This window comes from Rhizobium sp. YTUHZ045 (assembly GCF_051124255.1).
Taxonomy (GTDB): Bacteria; Pseudomonadota; Alphaproteobacteria; order Rhizobiales; family Rhizobiaceae; genus Rhizobium.
Window position 1 is genome coordinate 718,049 of sequence record NZ_CP101433.1, and the last position, 14,198, is coordinate 732,246.

13 protein-coding genes and 5 pseudogenes are annotated in these 14,198 nt (G+C 58.1%); 14 read left to right on the plus strand and 4 right to left on the minus strand.

The features are described 5' to 3' along the window. The first annotated feature begins 20 nt into the window (after positions 1 to 20). The 3 genes and pseudogenes from NMA58_RS25625 to NMA58_RS25635 form a co-directional block, all read left to right on the plus strand. Complete coding sequence (locus NMA58_RS25625) at positions 21 to 1,355, plus strand: NAD(P)/FAD-dependent oxidoreductase (protein ID WP_183704914.1); 1,335 nt, start codon at positions 21 to 23, stop codon at positions 1,353 to 1,355. A 159-nt stretch (positions 1,356 to 1,514) separates the two neighbouring features. Further along, positions 1,515 to 3,476: an acetate--CoA ligase gene (acs, locus tag NMA58_RS25630; RefSeq protein WP_434713680.1), complete on the plus strand. Its 1,962-nt coding sequence runs from the start codon at positions 1,515 to 1,517 to the stop codon at positions 3,474 to 3,476. Between the two features lie 161 nt (positions 3,477 to 3,637). Further along, positions 3,638 to 3,892 (plus strand): annotated as a pseudogene (locus tag NMA58_RS25635) (ISNCY family transposase); the annotation flags it as partial. Between the two features lie 6 nt (positions 3,893 to 3,898). Here the strand turns inward: NMA58_RS25635 and NMA58_RS25640 are convergent. Then, positions 3,899 to 4,636 carry a hypothetical protein gene (locus tag NMA58_RS25640; protein WP_434713682.1) on the minus strand — a complete coding sequence of 246 codons (738 nt, stop codon included), beginning with the start codon at positions 4,634 to 4,636 and terminating at the stop codon, positions 3,899 to 3,901. Between the two features lie 375 nt (positions 4,637 to 5,011). Between NMA58_RS25640 and NMA58_RS25645 the strand changes: the two genes are divergently transcribed. The 4 genes and pseudogenes from NMA58_RS25645 to NMA58_RS25660 all read left to right on the plus strand — a co-directional run bounded on the left by NMA58_RS25645 (position 5,012) and on the right by NMA58_RS25660 (position 6,642). Further along, on the plus strand, positions 5,012 to 5,308 hold the full coding sequence (locus tag NMA58_RS25645) for a DUF1778 domain-containing protein (RefSeq protein WP_183706215.1): 297 nt from the start codon (positions 5,012 to 5,014) through the stop codon (positions 5,306 to 5,308). Then, a complete protein-coding gene (locus NMA58_RS25650) occupies positions 5,305 to 5,802 on the plus strand; it encodes a GNAT family N-acetyltransferase (protein ID WP_097601433.1) in 498 nt (165 codons plus the stop codon). The genes NMA58_RS25645 and NMA58_RS25650 overlap by 4 nt, the downstream gene beginning before the upstream one ends. A 281-nt stretch (positions 5,803 to 6,083) precedes the next feature. After that, positions 6,084 to 6,335, plus strand: coding sequence for an antitoxin (locus NMA58_RS25655; protein WP_434713683.1), 252 nt, complete (start codon positions 6,084 to 6,086; stop codon positions 6,333 to 6,335). Further along, a pseudogene (locus NMA58_RS25660) lies at positions 6,332 to 6,642 on the plus strand (type II toxin-antitoxin system RelE/ParE family toxin). Before NMA58_RS25655 ends, NMA58_RS25660 begins: the two are co-directional and overlap by 4 nt. Before the next feature lie 318 nt (positions 6,643 to 6,960). Here NMA58_RS25660 and NMA58_RS25665 read toward each other — a convergent pair. Continuing rightward, positions 6,961 to 7,305: pseudogene (locus NMA58_RS25665) on the minus strand (transposase); the annotation flags it as partial. 42 nt (positions 7,306 to 7,347) lie between these two features. Next, positions 7,348 to 7,581: pseudogene (locus NMA58_RS25670) on the minus strand (recombinase family protein); the annotation flags it as partial. Positions 7,582 to 7,814: 233 nt separating this feature from the next. Here NMA58_RS25670 and NMA58_RS25675 point away from each other — a divergent pair. The 3 genes from NMA58_RS25675 to NMA58_RS25685 are packed head-to-tail and all read left to right on the plus strand — an operon-like array spanning position 7,815 to position 9,340. Beyond that, positions 7,815 to 8,303 (plus strand): hypothetical protein, encoded by a 489-nt coding sequence (locus tag NMA58_RS25675; protein WP_434713684.1) that lies wholly within the window; start codon positions 7,815 to 7,817, stop codon positions 8,301 to 8,303. Further along, on the plus strand, positions 8,296 to 8,766 hold the full coding sequence (locus NMA58_RS25680) for a hypothetical protein (RefSeq protein WP_434713686.1): 471 nt from the start codon (positions 8,296 to 8,298) through the stop codon (positions 8,764 to 8,766). Before NMA58_RS25675 ends, NMA58_RS25680 begins: the two co-directional genes overlap by 8 nt. A 16-nt stretch (positions 8,767 to 8,782) precedes the next feature. Further along, positions 8,783 to 9,340 (plus strand): hypothetical protein, encoded by a 558-nt coding sequence (locus NMA58_RS25685; RefSeq protein ID WP_434713687.1) that lies wholly within the window; start codon positions 8,783 to 8,785, stop codon positions 9,338 to 9,340. A 244-nt stretch (positions 9,341 to 9,584) separates the two neighbouring features. Here NMA58_RS25685 and NMA58_RS25690 read toward each other — a convergent pair whose 3' ends face one another. After that, complete coding sequence (locus tag NMA58_RS25690; RefSeq protein WP_434713689.1) at positions 9,585 to 10,445, minus strand: LysR family transcriptional regulator; 861 nt, start codon at positions 10,443 to 10,445, stop codon at positions 9,585 to 9,587. A gap of 138 nt (positions 10,446 to 10,583) precedes the next feature. Between NMA58_RS25690 and NMA58_RS25695 the strand changes: the two genes are divergently transcribed. From NMA58_RS25695 to NMA58_RS25710, 4 genes and pseudogenes are all read left to right on the plus strand, one after another. Continuing rightward, positions 10,584 to 11,336, plus strand: coding sequence for an alpha/beta fold hydrolase (locus NMA58_RS25695; protein WP_434713690.1), 753 nt, complete (start codon positions 10,584 to 10,586; stop codon positions 11,334 to 11,336). A 181-nt stretch (positions 11,337 to 11,517) separates the two neighbouring features. After that, positions 11,518 to 12,414, plus strand: coding sequence for an NAD(P)-dependent oxidoreductase (locus tag NMA58_RS25700; protein WP_434713691.1), 897 nt, complete (start codon positions 11,518 to 11,520; stop codon positions 12,412 to 12,414). Further along, positions 12,414 to 13,239, plus strand: a pseudogene (locus tag NMA58_RS25705) (oxidoreductase). The gene NMA58_RS25700 and the pseudogene NMA58_RS25705 overlap by 1 nt, the downstream one beginning before the upstream one ends. A 50-nt stretch (positions 13,240 to 13,289) precedes the next feature. Continuing rightward, complete coding sequence (locus tag NMA58_RS25710; protein WP_434714401.1) at positions 13,290 to 14,138, plus strand: alpha/beta fold hydrolase; 849 nt, start codon at positions 13,290 to 13,292, stop codon at positions 14,136 to 14,138. Positions 14,139 to 14,198 lie beyond the last annotated feature (60 nt).

Below are 14,198 nucleotides of genomic sequence, written 5' to 3' on the forward strand. Positions count from 1 at the left end.
GTGCCAGAGGAATAGTGATTATGCCGGTGCAGGTTCAGAAAGTAAGTGATAGCGCATCTTTTCCAAGCCAGGTTGACGTCGTCGTCATCGGGGCGGGGATCGTGGGTACCTGCACGGCCTATGAGCTTGCGCGCAAAGGGGTATCCGTAGCCCTGCTCGAAAAAGGCATTGTCGGTGGCGAGCAGTCGAGCCGCAACTGGGGATGGGTTCGCCAGCAAAACCGCGACCTCTATGAACTTGCACTGGCCATGTACAGTCTGCGGCGCTGGGAGGAACTGAGCACCGAGACTGGTCGCGACCTCGGCTTCCGCCGAACCGGGATCCTTTACTGCACGAAAAACGAGGCTGATGTCGCCCGATGGGAAAAGTGGGGCCACGCTGCACGTCTTCAAGGATTTCATAGCCAGATTCTTAGCGCGTCCGAGGCCAATGAGCGCGCTTCAGGTGGCACATCCTCGTGGATCGGCGGAGTTTGGTCTCCGACCGACGGGAGAGCTGAGCCTAGTCTTGCTGTGCCTGCCATCGCGGAGGCCGCGAAGGAAAATGGCGTATCGCTCCATCAAAAATGCGCCGTTCGGGGCCTCGACATTAGCAATGGCCGGGTAACAGGCGTGTGGACAGAGCGGGGACTTGTGAAGGCCGGCACTGTTGTTTGCGCCGGCGGGGCATGGGCTTCCCGGTTTTCTCATCGATATGGCATCGAGCTTCCAGTCGCAAACATCTCCGGGACCGCAATTAAGACGACTCCCGCCCCCGAGATCATTCAAGCAGGATGCCTCTCGGCTTCAAACTTCGTGTTGCGGCGCCGGACAGACGGCGCCTACACGATCGCCGTACCGGGACGTGGCACGCTCGACATCACGCCGCGGGGGATGCGATATGCGCTCAAATTCTACCAGATGTATCGCAGCAAGATCGGCAAGAAGTTGAAGTACCGTCTGAACAGCAGCTTCTGGAATGGGCCCGATGCTATCAGCAACTGGGAGAACGATGAAGTCTCGCCGTTCGAAAAAAACCGCATTCTCGATCCTGCGCCGGATGCGGATCTTGTGAAGCTGGCATTGAAGAACCTTGAACGCGAATACCCAGCGCTCAAGGGAATCGGGGTCGAGCGTGCATGGGGAGGGCTCATCGATACTTCGCCAGATCTTGTCCCCGTTATTTCAAGAGTGGAACAACTGCCTGGTTATGTGATTGCCGCGGGGTTCAGCGGACACGGCTTTGCCATCGGACCGGGTGCCGGTCGGTTGGTTAGCGAGATCGTCATGAACGAGACCCCGCTCACGGATATCTCACCCTACAGGCTAAGCCGGTTCCTTGACGGTTCGGCGATCAGACGACCGGAAATGATGTAACGGTCGACGTTGGATTGCAGTCCACGATGCTGCTGTCAGTGTGCCTATAAACCGGCCTCAAACAGACAAATGGGTCGAGACATCAATCAGACAGAACTGGCTTCATAATTCTCATCGAGCGGGATCAATTTTCAAGAGCCAATCACAGGGAGCTAATCAGTGGTCCTCGAGCGCTACACCGTGCCGCGTCTCATCCGCGAACAAGCATTCATAGACCGGGATAAGTACCTGAAATGGTACGAGGAAAGCATCGAAAATCCAGATAAGTTCTGGGGTAAGCACGGCAAGCGGATCGACTGGTTCAAACCTTATACCAAGGTCAAGAACACCTCCTTCACCGGCAAGGTCTCGATCAAATGGTTCGAAGACGGCCAGACGAACGTCTCCTACAATTGTATCGACCGCCATTTGAAGACGAATGGCGACCAGGTGGCGATCATCTGGGAAGGGGACAATCCCTATATCGACAAGAAGGTCACCTATAACGAACTTTACGAGCATGTTTGCCGGACAGCGAATGTGTTGAAGAAGCATGGTGTCAAGAAGGGCGATCGCGTCACCATCTACATGCCGATGATCCCCGAAGCAGCCTATGCGATGCTCGCTTGCGCCCGCATCGGCGCGGTGCATTCCGTCGTCTTCGGCGGCTTCTCGCCAGAGGCGCTGGCAGGGCGCATCGTCGATTGCGAATCCACCTTCGTCATCACCTGCGACGAATGCGTGCGCGGCGGCAAGCCGGTACCGTTGAAGGATAATACCGATACGGCGATCCATATCGCCGCCCGTCAGCACGTCACTGTCAGCAAGGTGCTGGTCGTGCGCCGCACCGGCGGCAAGACCGGCTGGGCGCCCGGCCGCGACCTCTGGTATCACCAGGAGACCGCTACGGTGAAGCCGGAATGCCCGCCGGTGAAGATGAAGGCGGAAGATCCGCTGTTCATCCTCTACACCTCAGGTTCGACCGGCAAGCCGAAGGGCGTGCTGCACACGACCGGCGGTTACCTCGTCTATGCATCGATGACGCATGAATATGTCTTCGACTATCATCACGGCGATGTCTACTGGTGCACGGCCGATGTCGGCTGGGTCACCGGTCACTCCTATATTGTCTATGGGCCGCTCGCCAACTGCGCGACGACGCTGATGTTCGAGGGCGTGCCGAATTTCCCGGATCAGGGCCGTTTCTGGGAAGTGATCGACAAGCACAAGGTCAACATCTTCTACACGGCGCCGACGGCGATCCGCTCGCTGATGGGCGCCGGCGACGAATTCGTCACGCGCTCGTCGCGCTCCTCATTGCGCCTGCTCGGCACGGTCGGCGAGCCGATCAATCCCGAAGCCTGGGAATGGTATTACAATGTCGTCGGCGACAAGCGCTGCCCGGTGATCGATACCTGGTGGCAGACGGAAACCGGCGGCCACATGATCACGCCGCTGCCGGGCGCGACCGACCTCAAGCCGGGTTCGGCGACGACGCCGTTCTTCGGCGTCAAGCCTGAGCTGGTCGACAACGAAGGCAAGGTGCTGGAAGGAGCTGCCGACGGCAATCTCTGCATCGCCGATAGCTGGCCGGGCCAGATGCGCACGGTCTATGGCGACCATGACCGCTTCATCCAGACATATTTCTCCACCTACAAGGGCAAGTACTTCACCGGTGACGGCTGCCGGCGCGATGCGGACGGCTATTATTGGATCACCGGCCGCGTCGATGACGTGCTCAACGTCTCCGGCCACCGGCTCGGAACGGCGGAGGTTGAGTCTGCCCTCGTCTCGCACAATCTGGTTTCGGAAGCGGCGGTCGTCGGCTATCCCCATGCGATCAAGGGCCAGGGCATCTATTGCTATGTGACGCTGATGGCCGGTCACGATGGTTCGGACACGCTTCGCCAGGAACTGGTGAAACATGTGCGCGCCGAAATCGGCCCGATCGCCGCGCCCGACAAGATCCAGTTCGCGCCCGGCCTGCCGAAGACCCGCTCCGGCAAGATCATGCGCCGCATCCTGCGCAAGATCGCCGAGGACGATTTCGGTGCCCTCGGCGACACTTCGACGCTTGCCGATCCCGCCGTCGTCGACGATCTGATCGCCAACCGGCAGAATTGGACAACGGTCACTGCGTAGATGGAAGGTGATGGCACCATCCGCGTGCTCTCAAATCGTCTCGAAGTTCAGAATTTATCGATATGCCTCAACTCGTTGCTTTCGCGGAGCGGCAACTCCTTCCTTGAGGGTCGCTGGTTCGTATCCCTTCAAGAGCGCCGCCGGCGATTTTGGGAAGTGTGGAGGTCGTCGACAACAAGGGGCTGGACGACATGCTGTCGATCGTCGCCGAGTTGCAAGCCGGCCGAGAACAGCAACGCAGCAAGAGTGGTCACCGGCGCACCGGGCAGATGGATCATATGTTTGGCATTCGGGACGGTAGCACAGCCAACGGCGATCAGAAGCGGGGACGCAAGCCGAGGACAGATTACATGAACGATCCGGCGGTGATTGCACGGCGAGAGAAAGCGTTATTGAGGCAACCAGCGGCGGAATAAAGATCGTCAGTGCACGCCGATGTCGCTTTGCGTATCCGATTCCAGCTGCAGGCATGCGGACCAAAGCGGTGTCTTGTGGAAGGATCCGTCCTGGAAGAGTGTGAGCCCCTCTCTTACTTCATAGAGCAAGCCGAGCCAGCACAAGCGCCGTAAGACGCCGTATTTTAGATCGGATTTCAGCTTCCAGGCTTCCAGGGTCATTTCGGTTTCCGAAAGAGGCGCCAGATCTGGATAGAGGATTTTCACAACCTCCATTGGCGTGCAACCTTCTCTGGCCTTGATATTGAGAAGATTGAGGAACATGCGCCACCAGCGCAACCGCGCTTGCACCTCCTCTTCCCGTTCGGTGGCGTGGATGTAGGAATAGAGATAATCCGTGGCGACCAAATCGAAGAAGGCGTTAGGGTTCACCAGAAACTCGCGGCCGCGTCTGGTTGGCAGCAGCACATCCTTTTTCCGACGAAGCAGCTTCAGATGACGGGTCATGTCGCGCACGACCCAGAGCGGCGGCATGTCGCGTTCATTGAGCACCTTGTTCATGCTATAGAGGTCTTCGGCTGCAAAGTCGGGCCAGAGGAAGTTAACAGCGGCCCAATGCACGAACTTGCGGTTCATGGCGCCGGTTGCCGTCAACCCGATGCCACCCTCACCGTCGGCATAGGCAACGGCAAGAAGCATGCCGCGAACGAGTGGTGACAGCGCGGCGACATTGACGTCACCCTCCAGTTTGATTTCCGGAAGCATCGTGCGACTTTGATCCCTACCCCGCCCCTATGCAGGTGCGCACGAGTATCAGCCGGAGACGGAACAATTGCTACTGAGAAAGCTAAAGCCGAAGAGGAGCATCATCACCCGCCCCCGCTCCGCCCTTTCAACCCAGCCGGCCGGATCGGGGGCTGATCGTCAGAGCCAGTGTCGCATTTCTAACTGGCTGACAATGTCGCAGCCCTATTCAGCTTTGACAGAGGGAAATCGCGTGGCCGATGGTTCAATCCCATCAAGAGCTTAGACGAGCTAAATGCCGCGAATTAGGAACGCGCGAATTGTGGAACGACAATGCCTTTACGGGCCTTGTAAAGATATTGTCGTTACGCTATATCGGTGCAACAGGAGTTTGCCATGCCGACCTCACACACGAGCAAAAGCTCGGACGCAAGCGTACCGCTGAATATGCGCATCAAGCCTGCGACCCGCAATCTGATTGATCGAGCTGCTGAGTTGCTTGGGAAGACGCGAACGGATTTCATGTTGGAAGCTTCCGAGCGCCGAGCCGAGGAAGTGCTGCTCGACCGCACTATCTTCACGGTAAGCCCCGAAATCTATGCTGAATACCTTGCCCGGCTCGATGCACCCACGCAGCCCAATGAGCGTTTAGCACGCACCATGTCGACCAAAGCACCGTGGGATGAGGCGTGACCCTCAGCGCACCGGCCCCCCTGACCGATCATCATGAGTTGGCCGAGTTCAATTCCGGAGTCGTTGAACTGGACGACTGGCTGCGACGTCGCGCCCGTTCTAATCAAACCAGCGGCGCATCACGGACCTTCGTCGTGTGCGAGGAGAGCCGCGTCATCGCCTATTACGCGCTCGCTTCCGGCGCCATCAAGCAGCCGGAAGCGCCTGGCCGCTTTAGGCGCAATATGCCAGATCCAATTCCCGTCGCTGTGCTTGGTCGCCTCGCTATTGATCAATCCTACCAAGGGCGCGGTATCGGCAGGGCATTGGTGCGCGACGCGGGCCTGCGCCTGCTCAATGCCGCTGAAGTAGTTGGCATCCGAGGTATGCTCGTTCATGCGATTTCAGATGACGCACGAGCCTTCTACGAGGCCGTCGGCTTCCTGTCTTCTCCGTCCGACCCCATGATGCTGATGGTCGGATTGCATGACCTCAATAATGCGCTGAACCGTTAGGCGGAAATGATCATTAATTTCGGTCGAATGCATTCCATCTCGCTTCTAAGTCGCTGAATTTTCGGCCGAAGGATCCGACCTCAATTGAGGCCGCGGGTTCTAGTCCTGTCAACTGCACGCACACGTCCGGTCTGGGTTTCTGCTCGAGCAGAGGTAGATAGGGTGGATCGACGTCTTCTTCGAAATAGCAGATCCCCTCCAAGCGACATCGGATGTCGCGGCGCCGGCCGCATACCCACATATGTGTTAATGTGGGCTTTCTCAGTTCAGGAGCACGTTAGATGAGCCGATTGACGATCGACATAACGGACCAACAACATCAAAGCCTAAAGGCGCTGGCCGCTTTGCAGGGCAAGACAATCAAGCAGTATGCACTTGAGCGCCTCTTTCCCGGTGACACAAATGGCGAACGAGCCTGGGAGGAGTTGAAGACGTTGATGGACACGCGCGTCAATGAGGGGCTCACCGGAAAACTGTCGACCAAAACCGTAGGTGAGATCCTCGACGAGGAGATTGCCGAGGGTCGTGCTTGACGGCCTACATTCTGACCGCGGAGGCGGAATCGGATCTACGTTCGGTAATCCGCTACACACGTGCGCAATGGAGTGCCGCCCAGGTGCGCCGCTACGTCTCGGCTTTGGAGCGAGGTATCGCAATCCTTGCCGAGGGCAAAGGTCCTTTCAAGGATATGAGCGCGCTTTATCCGGCTTTACGAATAGCGCGATGCCAACATCCTACGTCTTTTGTCTGCCTCGAGAGGATGCGCCCGCCCTCATCGTGGCGATTTTTCATGAACGAATGGATCTCATGAAGCGTTTGGTTGATCGTCTGAACGAATGATGTTTGGACGGAGGCGAGATTCCTGACCGCAAGACCGATAAATCGTTGTTATCGCGTGGTCAAAAAGGGGGGCGCAAGTTCTGATCCCTTCAAGAGCAAAGGCTATGACAGCCTCGCGCCCGCATATCGGTCGTAAAAGTCGCCATCGCGCTAGCCCTAAAGCCGACACAGCTCCGCAGCGGCAACATGTCTCCTGCGCGCCTATACCGTTGAAAAACTCGATGGAGTAGCCGCTCGTCTGGTGGTTTCGGCCTTTTGCGCAGGGGGTTATCAGTAGATGCCCTGCGCTCGTGCGCAGGGTATTGGTTTGTGCCGCCTTTATGCGGCGATGACGCCGCACGGCGGCCTTGGTGGCCTGAGTTTCGCCAATCTTCTGAGGTTCTGGGCGGTTGCTGCAAGCAAGAATTCGTCCCGCGCACCACATGGACCTCGCAGCCTCAAACGCGCCATGCGGAGAATTCGCTTGAGGTGAGCGAAGAGCATCTCGACCTTCTTGCGACGATGCCGGGACTGCTCATATTGGGGTGTGGCAGCAATCGCTCGGGCTACATCGCGGGCATCTTCGTTGAGATCACGCGGTATTTTGCGCATGGGCATGTTCGGACAGCATCTCTGTTTGAGTTCGCAGGCGTCGCAGTCTTTCTTTTTTGCCCTATAGAGCCGCGTACCTTCGGCAGTGATCCCCGATCTTGGCTTCTCGTAGGTTCGAATGAGGCCGAACCGATGTGCCTCATCCAGCAGGTGGCGAACAGAGGAAGGCTGCCATTTGCGCCCACCTCGCGCCGGCCGCTCACCCATCTGATCCAGTTGGGCGGCAATGTCGCGCGGCGACAAGCCGGGACCAGCAACGGCAATCGCCGCAACGAGCTTCATCAGGTGATCTTCTGGGGCACGACGGGGCGAGCGCGCGATCAGTTCGGGCTCGGCCAGTTTCTCGCGGAACACGCAGTCGCGCGGCGCTGTCAACAGGCTCTGCTGCAAGAAGCAAGCAACCCTGGCCCTTGCTACACCGAACGTATACCGAGAGGGAAGACCCAAAAATCAACCTGATACGTGGGCGCGACTACGAAGATTTGAAGCAGCACCAGTGGTCATGATGGATATCGCCGATGTGAGATTCCAGACAAGTATGATACTGCCATCGCTCAGTACTGGGCATGCAAGAGCTTCCTATGACCGTCAGCATTCCATCGGCTTGGCATCTCCGCCTTGCCAATCTTCGTAATCAGCATCCCTCGCGGATGCGGGACATCGCCCTCAGCCATCTTGTCGACGAAGACTTCGATGCTGATGACGAGAAGAACATAAAAGAACTCTTGCTGTCGTTCACCTCGGACATCGACACGTCATTGCTCCAGTCGTTCGAGAATGCCTTGGGAAGGGTTGACCATCGACGGTATTTCTTGGCCTTGGGCCGTTGCTATCAAACGATGATGGCCATCAACCCAAAGGTGGCGACTGAACGGATCAACTACCCGTCGAGGGAACTTGTCGGGACAGAGACGAAAGAGGCATTCGATCCATTTGTCTCCTGCCTCGACAGTGTTGAATTGCTGGAGCCCATGAGAAGGATGATTGTCGAATGGCGCTTGCGGGGTAGTGAGCCTTATCGGGCCTTCTTTTATCTTTCCCAGTTGGTTGTAGGAGACGTGCATGGATGATCTGCTGACGCAATTTCTCGCGGAAGGGGAGGAATTGATGGAAAACAGGCCGTTGGATTTTTTTGAAAGTTACATGTCGCCTGAAACGCAAACGGCGAGCGGCGTTCCTATTGTATGGTTCGTTGCGTGGTGCCGCGCCAATGATTTGCTTTCTGACAGCTTCCGAGAAGCCATCGAAAATTTTCCAAAATCCGACGTGCGTAACACGATGGCATTCCGCGATTTCTGTGATCGCTACACGGAAGGCTCTCTCAAGCCGGAGCACCTGTCGGAACGGGGCGCGCAGTTCGCCAGGAAATATTACGGGACAGGATGGTCGCACACATATTTCGAGGATCTTGAAGCCTTGTTCCCGGACGTCGAGTCCTTTGATCAGCTTGCCGACAAGCCCGAAAACTATGAGGCGGTGTCCCGGGTTCTCTCGAAGCGACTGGCTGAATTTTCTCAAGGCACGCCTGATTGAAAGAAGAGAAACATATATGGAATCGAACAGGATCTACTTCGAAGGCAATCCCTGGCCAGAGGGACATCCGATCGCAACGTTTTTGTGGTCAGCAAAAGAAATCGAAGGAGATGTATGGTTCGACATCCATCTCGAGTCGGCAAATTACTATTCAGAGCGTCAGATCAAGGATAAGGAAAACTCGACCTACACCAGCGACTGGGACGCGCCATACTCTTGGGAAAACTATCAATCCTGCATATTGTCGTCGGATGACTGGCACAATGGCGGATTTAGAATCTGCTCCAAGGATGAATATACACCGGAGTTTCTCGATGGCCTCGAATTGCTGATTGACCCCCACCCGGAAACGATAACAGACCGGAATGATTTCGCGTTTCAGATATACCTGCTCGGCCATGATACGGTTGCCGAGCATAAAATCAAATTCGACCGGATCGGCAATTCCAATTGTTTCAAGATCACGTGGTTTGGCAAGATTGCACGAACGTACGTTGGAGACCACGATTTCAAGTACAATTTTTCGGTCATGGTGACATCGGCTGATTTTCCTCAGCTGCCCGAAACACTATGATTTCAGCTGAAAAGTAAGAAGCCCGCCGGGGCTGCCTGGACCGCAGCGGTGCAGTGCGCTTGATCTGAACAATACCACGTATCGCAATCTGATCCTCAAAGCCTTCCTTGATCGCTAGGCGCAAGATGCGAAGATGATCGAATTCCAGGCAACCGGGCAGTGGATCCCCAGGAGCCACCGGCCGAAACGGCTGCAGCGATCTTGGAGCTACTCGGGCAATCTTGAATCATCTCCGGGCCGCTCATCATGCGGTCGCGTTCACGAGATGGTCCGATACGGTCGAGATGAACGCGCGAAGACGCTGAAGACGTCGTAGGTCCCGGTGATATCCCATCCAGATGTCTCGCGCCGGCGGCGGCATTGGCAGTTCCAGTCTGCGGATACCCGCGATCTGATCGCCGACCACGCGGGGCAGGACGGCGATCCCGACGCCTTGCCTACACATGCGCCCCTGGACGTTGCGGTTGTTCGATCGCAGAACGGGTCTTGCATTGGGGAAGCTCTCGATGAGCCAAGCGATATCGGGGAACTGCCCGGTCGATGTATCGTGCGTGATCAGCCGGAAACCAGTCCCGTCGCCATATTTGGGATCAGGCGACTCCTCTGCGACGTAGACGCCGTATTCGAGTCTGAAGAGCCGCCGCTGAACGACATCGGCGGTGTTGAACGGAACGATACGAAAAGCGACGTCGGCCTCGCGCTGAGCGAGGTTGAACAGACGCGTGCCTGTCAGGATCTCGACGTCGACATTGGGGTAGGCGTTGGAGAAATCCGCCAGGATGGGAGGCAGTACGTAGGCCCCGAACCAGTCCGCTGATGAAATGCGCAGACTGCCTTTGAGATTCTGCTCCTGCCCCGCAAGCCGGCGCTCCATGGCCAGCGCGCCTTCTTCCATCTGCTCCGCCAGCGCGATGATCCCGTGCCCTTCTTCGGTCAGAACAAGACCGTCCGCAGTCCGCTGGAAGAGCGTGTGGCCGATCGCCTGCTCAAGTGCGCGCAGGCGCCTGCCGACGGTCGGATGGCTTGTCTGAAGAGAACGCGCGGCGCCGCCGAGCGTCCCGGATCGCGCAACAGCAAGAAAAATTCTGACGTCACTCCATTCCATCACGATACCCTTACAAAACTGAACGCCGACAATACATTTTTGTCACTTAAAGAACAAATCTAAGCACCTAGATTCTCACCATCGGTCTATCGGACCGTCTCTCGTGTATCACCCCATGTCATTCGGAAGGATCGGCAAATGTCTCTCAAGTCCCTCTATCTCAGTGCTGCGGTTCTTGCAGTGGTGTTCGGCGCGCCGTCCGCTTTCGCGCAGCCGGCTCAAAATGTGATTCTGGTCCATGGCGCGTTGGTCGATGGCAGCGGCTGGAGGGGCGTTTATGAGCGCCTGGTCGCCAAAGGCTTGAAAGTCACGGTCGTTCAGGAACCGAACACTTCGCTGGCGGATGACGTTCAGGCGGTTCACCGCGCTATCGAGCAGCAAAATGGGCCGGTCGTCCTCGTCGGCCACAGCTATGGCGGTCAGATCATCACCGAAGCTGGCGTCGACCCAAAGGTTTCGGCACTTGTCTATGTCGCGGCCATCGTCCCGGATGTTGGCGAGAGCGTAGGCGATCTGTTTGAGAAGTGGCCGAGTCCGACCGCCGACGCGTTCCAGCCGACTTCTGACGGCTTCCTCCTGTTCGATCCCGCGAAGTTCCGGGCGGGATTCGCCGCTGACCTGTCCAAGGCCGAGACGGATTTCATGACCGACTCGCAGGTGCCGGTGTCGGCGAAGATACTCGGAACCAAGACGCAGCACGCAGCCTGGAAGACCAAGCCGAGCTACGGCATCGTGGCCGGGCTGGACATGGCTGTCCGCGCCGAGGCGGAGCGGTCTATGTACAAGCGGGCAAGTGCGAAGGTCACTGAGGTGCCTGCTGCCAGCCACGCGGTTTATATCTCGCATCCGCGCGAAGTCGCCGACGTCATCGCCGAAGCGGCGAGCAAATGAAGCCGATGCCCTGATGTTCAAGCTCAGGGCCGCAGATGTTTCGTGACCCATGCGCCGAAGCCGCCCCTGTGGCTTTGGCATCGCGACTGGCCAACTCATCGGCGGGCGTCGTCCGACGATTGCCCGGCGGCCCGGGTACCACCCGGCGCCCAGCACTCATCTGAACAACAGGAGATAGACCATGCAGATCGGATTCATAGGTCTCGGCAGTATGGGCTCGGCAATGGCCCTGAACGTGGTGAAGGCAGGCCATGATGTTCGGGCCTGGAACCGTAGCAAGGTCGCCCAGGATAGCGTCCCAGGGGTGACGCTTGTCGAATTCGCGGCCGATGCATTCCAAGCTGACGTCGCCTTCACGATGCTGTCCGACCACGCTGCCATTCGCGAGGTAATCCTCGATGCCGGTCTGCTCGCAAGCGCACAGCCAGGGCTGATCCATATTGTCACATCGACGATCTCGGTTGCATTCGCGCGAGAACTGGAGCTGCTGCACGAAGAGGCAGGTTTCGGCTATGTGTCCGCACCAGTTCTCGGGCGGCCGAAGGTAGCGGCGAGTGGCCACCTTAACATTCTGGCGGCCGGGAAGGCCGATGCAGTTGCCGCAATCGAGCCGCTGCTCGCTCCCCTCAGCAAAAGGGTCTGGAAGTTGGGGGAGAACCCCGCTCGGGCGAATGCGGCAAAGCTTGCCTGCAACATGATGATCGCGATGGCCATCGAGGCGATGGCTGAGGGTGTCGTGCTGACCGAGAGCGTCGGCCTCGACCGTGCGGATTTCTTTGAACTCATCCTGGGCACCCTTTTCTCGGGCCGCACCTATGAGAGCTACAGCGTGCAGGTCACGGAACGGTCCTTCGAGCCCGGTTTCAAAGCCAAGCTCGCACTCAAGGACATGCGCCTGGCGACCGAGGCCAGCAACGAGATCGGACGCACGCTCCCGATGCTTGAAGCTGTCCGCGAGGGGCTCAACAAAGCAGTATTGGCGGGCCTCGGCGACAAGGACTGGTCGATCATGGCGGATATGACGGTTCGTGGCGGCGGCAGCTTGGCGTCATCTGAAAACAACTCGGAGACAAACTAATGAAAACTTGGCTCATCACAGGCTGTTCAAGCGGCTTCGGACAGCGGCTCGCGCTTGCTGCGGCTCAGCGTGGCGATCAGGTCATCGCGACGGCCCGCAATGTGAAAACGATCGAAGAGCTGGCTGAGCCTTTCCGCGGACGAATGATCGCCTTGCCGCTCGACGTGACGGATGCGGCGGCAGCCAAGGCCGCGGTCGCAAAGGCGGTCGAGACCTTCGGCGGGTTTGACGTGCTCGTGAACAATGCCGGCTACGGACTGTTCGGCGCGATCGAGGAAGGCATACCCGAAGAATATCGGCCGATGTTCGAGGTGAACGTGTTCGGTCTGATCGAAACCACCAGAGCAGCGCTGCCCGTCCTGCGACGTTCGGGCGGAACGATCGTCAACATGTCGTCCGGCCGCAGGCATCGCCGGCGGCGCCGGTGGCGGTTATTACAATGCCGCCAAGTTCGCCGTGGAAGGGATTTCCGAAGCGCTCGCCGGCGAGCTGAAGCCGTTCGGCATCCGCGTGCTGATCGTCGAGCCCGGGCCGTTTCGCACCGATTTTCTTGGACGTTCGATCACGATGGTGGCCAACGAAATGCCGGAATACGCCGTGAGCTCGCGCAGGCACTATCGCGAAACCAACAACGGCAATCAGGCGGGCGATCCCGACAAGGCGATCGCGGTGATCCTGCAGGCAGTCGATGCCGATAACGCCCCGCTTCATCTGCCGCTCGGCCCGATCGCGCATTCGATCGCTGAGCGAAAGCTGGCTTCCTTCCGCAGCGATATCGACGCTTGGCGCGACATCACCATCGCCACCGATTTCGACCAGCCCTGAGCGCTGGCCGCGAACTCTGTTTGAATTTCAACATCGACTGGAAAGTGATCATGATCGCAACTTTGAAGGGGTTTCCCCAGCAGCTAGTGCCGGTGAATGGCATCAAGATCAACGCCATCACGGGAGGCTCAGGCCCGCCAATCCTTCTGCTTCACGGTTGGCCGGAAACATGGTGGGAATGGCATCATGTGATGCCACTGCTGGCGGAGCATTTCAGCGTGGTGGCCATGGATCTTCGTGGCGCGGGCTTTTCCGACTGCCCGCTTGACGGTTATGACAAGGCCACGATGGCGCGCGACGCGCACGAGGTCATGGTTGCCCTTGGGCATGAACGCTACGCCGTGTGCGGCCATGACATAGGCGGAATGGTGGCGTTACCGCTGGCCGCCATCTATCGGGAGGCTGTTGCCCACCTGGCCGTCCTCGACGTTCCGCTTCCAGGCTGGACGCAATGGGAGGCGACGACTGCAAGGATCTGGCACTTCGGCTTTCATATGAACCGGGATCTACCCGAGCGTCTGATTTATGGCCGTGAATATGATTACGTTTCGGCCTTCATGGCGGAGCGGTTCTACGATCACAGCACCTTCAATCCGGCGGACATCGAGATCTACGCGAAAGCGATGGCCCTTCCTGGCCGCACGCGCGGCGGCATGGAATGGTATCGCACCCTTGCCGCCGACCATGCGGCCGCGCTCGAGTACAAGAAGCGACCGCTTGAGATACCGGTGCTGGGCCTCGGCGGCGATCAGCGATTTGGTGCGCATATGGTCCCGATGCTTAAGGAGTTCGCCAGCAATGTGACGGGCGGCTCGATTGCGCGGTGCAGCCATTATGTCGCGGACGAGCGGCCGGATGAAGTGGCAGCCGCTCTGATCAATTTCCTCAAGGCCAATTGAAACTCTGCGATCGCCCCGTCGTGGGTCGGATCGCGACAATGCGGGCGAGTTGCGCCCGCA